The organism is Burkholderia sp. (assembly GCF_018375725.1).
GTDB lineage: Bacteria > Pseudomonadota > Gammaproteobacteria > Burkholderiales > Burkholderiaceae > Burkholderia.
The window spans coordinates 1-5,449 of record NZ_JAHACR010000283.1 but is presented as its reverse complement, the minus strand read 5'-3'; the positions used below and the strand labels follow the sequence as shown (position 1 = coordinate 5,449).

Annotated in this window: 4 protein-coding genes; 2 read left to right on the top strand and 2 right to left on the bottom strand. The window is 65.0% G+C overall.

All coding sequences use genetic code 11. The features are described from left to right. Positions 1 to 1,067, top strand: a 1,067-nt coding sequence (phoR, locus tag KH616_RS20745; protein ID WP_292250393.1) for a phosphate regulon sensor histidine kinase PhoR, incomplete at its 5' end; no start/stop codon positions are given. Positions 1,068 to 1,140: 73 nt separating this feature from the next. Here phoR and ppk1 read toward each other — a convergent pair. Further along, positions 1,141 to 3,204, bottom strand: coding sequence for a polyphosphate kinase 1 (gene ppk1, locus KH616_RS20740; RefSeq protein WP_292250392.1), 2,064 nt, complete (start codon positions 3,202 to 3,204; stop codon positions 1,141 to 1,143). A 276-nt stretch (positions 3,205 to 3,480) separates the two neighbouring features. Here ppk1 and ppx point away from each other — a divergent pair, with 276 nt between their 5' ends. Next, a complete protein-coding gene (ppx, locus tag KH616_RS20735) occupies positions 3,481 to 4,995 on the top strand; it encodes an exopolyphosphatase (RefSeq protein ID WP_292250391.1) in 1,515 nt (504 codons plus the stop codon). Positions 4,996 to 5,038: 43 nt separating this feature from the next. Here the strand turns inward: ppx and KH616_RS20730 are convergent, their stop codons facing one another. Beyond that, positions 5,039 to 5,440: a hypothetical protein gene (locus tag KH616_RS20730; RefSeq protein WP_292250394.1), complete on the bottom strand. Its 402-nt coding sequence runs from the start codon at positions 5,438 to 5,440 to the stop codon at positions 5,039 to 5,041. Positions 5,441 to 5,449: the final 9 nt, after the last annotated feature.

The window sequence follows — 5,449 nt, the reverse complement described above, 5'->3', positions numbered from 1 at the left end:
AATGGCATGCGCAGGTGCGACAGGTCGAGCAGCAGCATTCGCGTTTCATTCAGGCGATCCAGGCATCGCCGAACGGCGTCGCGATGCTCGACGACCACGACCAGATCGAGTGGTGCAACGCGATTACCGAGGCGCATTTCGGTATCGACGCGAAGCGCGACCTGCGCCAGCACATCACGAATCTCGTGCGGCATCCGGACTTCGTCCGCTACCTGAATTCGCAGCATTACGACGAAATGCTCGTGATGCGCGGGATGGGTGGCGCGCGGCAGAATGTGGTGGCCGTGCAGGTGTTTCCGTACGGCGAGAACCGCAAGCTGCTGCTGACGCAGGACATCACCGAACTCGAGCGGACCGATTCGATGCGCCGCGACTTCGTCGCGAACGTGTCGCATGAGCTTAAGACGCCGCTGACCGTGTTGTCGGGCTTTCTCGAGACGATGCGGGAACTGCCGCTTGGCGAAGACGAGCGTACGCGCTATCTCGAGCTGATGGAGCAGCAGGCGTCGCGGATGCGGCACATCGTGACCGATCTGCTCGTGCTCGCGAAACTCGAGGGCGAGAGCAAGCCGGCCGCCGATGGCGTGATCGACATGCGGTCCCTGTTCGACCACTTGCAAGACGATGCGGAAACCCTGTCGGGCGGCCATCACCAGATCACGTTCTCGATCGACGACACGCTGGCGGTCGCCGGTGCGCAGACGGAAATCTTCAGTGCGTTCGCCAATCTCGTCACCAACGCAATCCGCTATACGCCGGAAGGCGGCAGGATCGCGGTGTCGTGGCAGCGCGAGGGCGGCGAGGGCGTATTTTCCGTCACGGACAGCGGCCTTGGTATTCCCGCCGCCGAACTGCCGCGCCTCACGGAGCGCTTCTACCGGGTCGACCGCAGCCGCTCGCGCGATACGGGCGGCACGGGGCTCGGGCTCGCGATCGTCAAGCACGTGCTGCAACGGCACGATGCGCATCTGGCCATCCAGAGCGAGGAGGGGCGAGGCAGCACGTTCAGCGCGCATTTTCCCGCGATGCGGACTGTGACCAGCAAGCCGGCGACATCCGAAGCGTGATGCCGGCGCGGTCATGTGAAAAAGGGGGCAGCCAGTGGCTGCCCCCTTTTTCATGCGCGGCCTGCGGCCCGCGCTACGAGCAGAACTTTGCGAGCAGGCCGAGCTGCGCGTTGCGCACGGTCTTGCCCGAGCGCCGGCGGCGGTAGTGGCCGTCACTGTGCATCAGCCATGCGGACTGGTTGTCGCCGAGAAACACCGACAGGCCTTCCGCAATGACGCGGCGCTTGAGCTTGCGTTCCCGTATCGGGAATGCGACTTCGACGCGGCGGAACAGATTGCGGTCCATCCAGTCGGCGCTCGACAGGTACACGTCCTCGGCGCCGCCAGCGTGGAAATAGAAGATCCGATGATGCTCGAGGAAGCGGCCGACGATCGAGCGCACCGTGATGTTGTCGGACAGGCCCGGCACACCGGGCTTGAGCGAGCAGACGCCGCGCACGATCAGGTCGATCTTGACGCCGGCCTGCGACGCTTCGTACAGCGCCGCGATCACCGACGGCTCGAGCAGTGCGTTCATCTTCGCGACGATGCGCGCACGCTTGCCCGCGCGCGCGTTTTCCATTTCCGTGCGGATCGCGTCGAGGATGCGTGGATGCAGCGTGAATGGCGATTGCCACAGCGCATGCAGCGTCAGTTCGCCGCCGATCCCGGTAAGCTGCTGGAACACATGGTGCACGTCCTCGCAGATCGCCTGGTCGGCGGTCATCAGCCCGAAGTCGGTATAGAGGCGGGCGGTGCGCGGATGGTAGTTGCCGGTGCCGAGGTGCACATAGCGGCGCAGCGATGGGCGGCCGTTTTGCACGACCCGCCGGACGATCAGCATCATCTTCGCGTGGCACTTGTGGCCGACCACGCCGTAGACGACATGCGCGCCGACCGCCTCGAGCTGCGACGCCCAGTTGATGTTGGTCTCCTCGTCGAAGCGCGCCAGCAGTTCGACGACGACCGTGACTTCCTTGCCGTTGCGCGCGGCTTCCAGCAGCGCATCCATCAAGGGCGAGTCGGTGCCCGTCCGGTAGATCGTCTGTTTGATCGCGACGACGCTCGGATCCTTCGCAGCCTGCTGCAGCAGTTCGAGCACCGGCTGGAAGCTCTCGTACGGGTGATGGAGCAGGATGTCGCCTTCGTCGATCGCGTCGAACATCGTCGGTGCATTCGCGACCGCCGCGGGAATCGACGGCGTAAACGGTGCGAATTTCAGGTCGGGCCGGTCGACGAGGTCGGGCAGCTGCATCAGCCGGACGAGATTCACCGAGCCGTCGACGCGATAGCAATCCTTTTCGCCGAGCCCGCTCTCGTCGAGCAGGCGGCGCACGATGTGCGGCGGCGTGTCGGCGGACACTTCGAGGCGCACCGCGTTGCCGAGATGGCGGGCGGGCAGTTCGCCCTGCAGCGCGACACGCAGGTTCGTGATTTCTTCCTCGTCGACGAGCAGCTCGCTGTTGCGCGTGATGCGGAACTGATTGCAGCTCTTGACGGCAAGCTGCGGGAACAGTTCGCCGACAAAGCGCTGCATGAACGAGCTGAGCAGCACGAAGCCGTGCTCGAAGCCGGACAGCGCCTGCGGCATGCGCACGAGCCGCGGCAGCGCGCGCGGCGCCTGCACGATGCCCATCACTGCCTGGCGGCCGAATGCATCGCGGCCTTCGAGTTCGACGACGAAGTTCAGGCTCTTGTTCAGCACACGCGGGAACGGGTGCGCGGGATCGAGGCCGATCGGCGTCAGCACCGGCAGCAGTTCGTCGAAGAAGTAACGGCGCGCCCATTCGGTCTGCTCGTCGTTCCACGTGTCGCTGCTGTGGAAATAGATGCCTTCCTGCTCGAGTGCCGGCAGCACCGTTTCGTGCAGCATCGTATATTGCCGGTGCACGAGGCGCTGCGCGCGCTCGACGACGAGATCGTAAGTGTGCTGAAGCGACATGCCGTCCGGCGTGAGCGCGCCGGGATCGTCACGCATCTGTTCCTGCAGGCCGGCCATCCGCACTTCGAAGAATTCGTCGAGATTGCTGCTGGTGATGCAGATGAAGCGCAGGCGTTCGAGGAGCGGGACGTGCGGATCGGCAGCTTGGGCAAGCACGCGCTCGTTGAATCCGAGAATGCCCAGTTCACGGTTTAGCAGCGGGTAACGGACGAACATCGGCAAAGTAGGGGGAAGGTCGGGCGAAGATGCGAAGGGACGCTCGGAAACTCTCACGGTGCGATGACGAGCAAATGACAGTGAACGGACTGGATCGACAAATTCTACGCCGGAAACCGATTCGTCTCATCAATGTTTCCCCGATGTATAAGGCACAGACGCGCCCATGTCGGGCGAACGTGGCATCGGCGGACGATCCACGCTTAAAATATCGCCTTTGACTGACGTCGTGCGGCAGCCGGTGCCGCGGGCGAACGCGCTCGGAGCCCCCACTCGATGGTTACCTCTCCCCATTTGCTGGCTGCCGTGGATCTCGGCTCGAACAGCTTCCGGCTGATCGTCGGACGCGTCGAGGAGACGCCGGCGGGCAGCCAGATCTATCCGGTCGATGCGCTGCGCGAGCCGGTCCGGCTGGCGGCGGGCCTGTCGCGCGACAAGATGCTGGATCGCGCCTCGCAGGAGCGTGGCTGGGAGGCACTCAAGCGATTCGGCGAGCGGCTGCGCGATTTCCATCCGGATCATGTGCGCGCGGTGGCGACCAACACGCTGCGCGTCGCGAAGAATGCCGCCGAATTCCTCGTCGAGGCCGAGGCGGCGCTCGGATTCCCGATCGAAGTGATCGCCGGCCGCGAAGAGGCGCGACTGATCTATGCGGGCGCCGCGCATTCGGTGCCGGCCAGTGCCGGCAAGCGGCTGGTCGTCGACATCGGCGGCGGCTCGACCGAATTCATCATCGGCGCGCACTACACGCCGCTCGTGATGGAAAGCCTCTATATCGGCTGCGTGAGCCACAGCCGCGCGTTCTTCCCGGCCGGTAACGTCGACGAATACACGATGCGGCAGGCCGAGCTGGCGGCGAAGCGCGAGATCCAGATCATCTCGAGCGAATACAAGAAGGCCGGCTGGGACCAGGCAATCGGCTCGTCGGGCACGGCGCGGGCGCTCGCGGAGCTTGTCGAGGCGAACGGCTTCAACGACGCGGGCGTGTCGCACGGCATTTCCCGCGGCGGCCTCGAACGTCTGAAGCGCGCGCTGATCAAGGCGGAAAACGTCAACCGGCTGAAGCTGGTCGCGCTGAAGCCCGACCGCATTCCGGTGCTGGCGGGCGGCCTCACGATCATGCTCGCGGTGTTCGAGGAATTCGGCATCGACTATGTCGACACGACCGATGGCGCATTGCGTCTCGGCGTGCTGTACGACCTGCTGGGCCGCGCGCAGCATGAGGACATGCGCGCGGTGACCGTCGAGGGTTTCTCGCGCCGCTACGGCGTCGACCGCGCGCAGGCGGAGCGGATCGCCGCGCTCGCCCTGCGCTTCTACGACCAGCTCGAGGAGCCGGACGACGAACGCCGCGAGGAGTGCCGGATGTTCCTCGGCTGGGCGGCGATGCTGCACGAGATCGGCCTGTCGATTTCACACAGCGCGTATCACAAGCACTCCGCGTATATCGCGAGCAACGCGGATATGCCGGGCTTCTCCCGCACCGATCAGGCGCGTCTTGCGGCGCTCGTGCTGGGACATGCCGGCAAGCTCGGCAAGCTGTCGCAGGCGCGTGAAGTCGAATGGCCGCTGCTGTTCTGCCTGCGTCTCGCCGCGCTGCTGTGCCGGCGCCGGACCGATGCGGGGCTGCCGGACATTTCGGTTTCGCAGATGAAGAAGGGCGGCTACGAAGTGCGCCTGCCGGGCACGTGGGTCGAACAGAATCCGCTGACGGATTACAGCCTCAGCCAGGAAGCCGCCGAATGGGAGAAGGTCGGCATTCCGTATCGCGTGGTGTACACGGGCGCGTGACACACGCCCGGCCGCGCGGCGCTGCCGGGCGTCGCGCGAGCGGTCAGTCCGACGTGCAGACGATGACGGTCAGGAACGGGAAAGCCTGCTTGACGGTCGCATCGCTGCCGGCCTTGCGCACGGCCGCCTCGACGGCACTTTTCATACCTTTGACGACGACCCCGTACGCCCACTCGCCGATCGGCGTGCCGTTGCCGTGGCGGAAGATCGGGTCGTTCGCCTGATAGCCCAGCACGACATAGACGCCAAAGCCGTAAGCGGTTAGCGAATGGATCGTGTGGAATGCGTTCACCGAATTCGGCTCGACGTGCATCGGCTCCGACTGGATGTCGCCTGCGGCAAGCAGCGGCGCGACGAACGCATGACCGCTCGAATGGCAGTCGAGCGCTTCGTCGATCGATTTGGCGGATGCGAGGCCCGGCGCTGCCAGTACAAAAGCTTTCATATCCTCATC

Coding starts and splice junctions, on each gene's coding strand:
- ppk1 (WP_292250392.1), bottom strand. CDS start 3,204: ATGTTCGTCCGTTACCCGCTGCTAAACCGTGAACTGGGCATTCTCGGA.
- ppx (WP_292250391.1), top strand. CDS start 3,481: ATGGTTACCTCTCCCCATTTGCTGGCTGCCGTGGATCTCGGCTCGAAC.
- KH616_RS20730 (WP_292250394.1), bottom strand. CDS start 5,440: ATGAAAGCTTTTGTACTGGCAGCGCCGGGCCTCGCATCCGCCAAATCG.